1 protein-coding gene is annotated in these 754 nt (G+C 68.0%); it reads left to right on the plus strand.

Annotation, left to right across the window (positions count from 1 at the left end; all coding sequences use genetic code 11):
• Positions 1-60 precede the first annotated feature (60 nt).
• On the plus strand, positions 61-754 hold a 694-nt coding region (locus tag ACLD7X_RS17475), incomplete at its 3' end, for a hypothetical protein (RefSeq protein ID WP_425625444.1).

Here is a 754-nt window from a genome sequence, read left to right on the forward strand (position 1 = left end):
CCCCAACCTTTCATGTCCAATCCTGAGATGACCCGGGTAAGCGAGAGCGGCCGACTGAAGATGTCCCTGGCGGACGGGGAGATGTCCTGTCCGCCGCTGGGCGCGCTGTTTCTGGCCGCGCCGATTCCACTGGCGCTGACACGACGCCATGACGGCTGCCTGCTCGCCGTCAACGACGCCTGGGTGCGTTTCACCGGCATCGGCCGCGAAGAGGCCCTGGGCAAGGCCACGCTGGGCCTGAAGCAATGGATGACGCCTCGTGACAGGCAGGACTACCTGGCCTCGCTCGATGCCGGGGAGGCCTCTTTCACGATGGAGGCTTGTGGTGACGCCCGCCGCCGCGTGCGGCTGCACACCACACGCATGAACCACGAGGGCGAGGAACTGCTGCTGGTGAGCCTGGAGGACGTGACCCGCGAGTACGAAGCCGAGCAGCGCCTGGTCGAGGCCAACCGGCGCCTGCAGCAGCAGGTCGAGCTGCACGAGGCCACCGAGAAGCTGGCGCGTGTCGGCCACTGGACCAACGCCGAAGACGAGGAGCACGTGGTCTGGTCGGCCGGTCTGTTCGCGATCACGGGGCTGGAGAAAAACGAGTCCATGACCCGCAGTGCGGGACGCTCCCCGATCCTGGAGGAGGACATGCCGGCGTGGCTGGCCGCCCGCAAGGCGCTGGACGGTCGCGTGCTGGAGTTCCGGATACGTCTGCCCGACGGACAGCTGCGCTGGGTGCGCTCGCGCATGAGCCGCACCCTGG

It is taken from the genome of Aphanothece microscopica RSMan92, from assembly GCF_046613545.2.
Classification (GTDB): Bacteria; Cyanobacteriota; Cyanobacteriia; order PCC-6307; family Cyanobiaceae; genus NIES-981.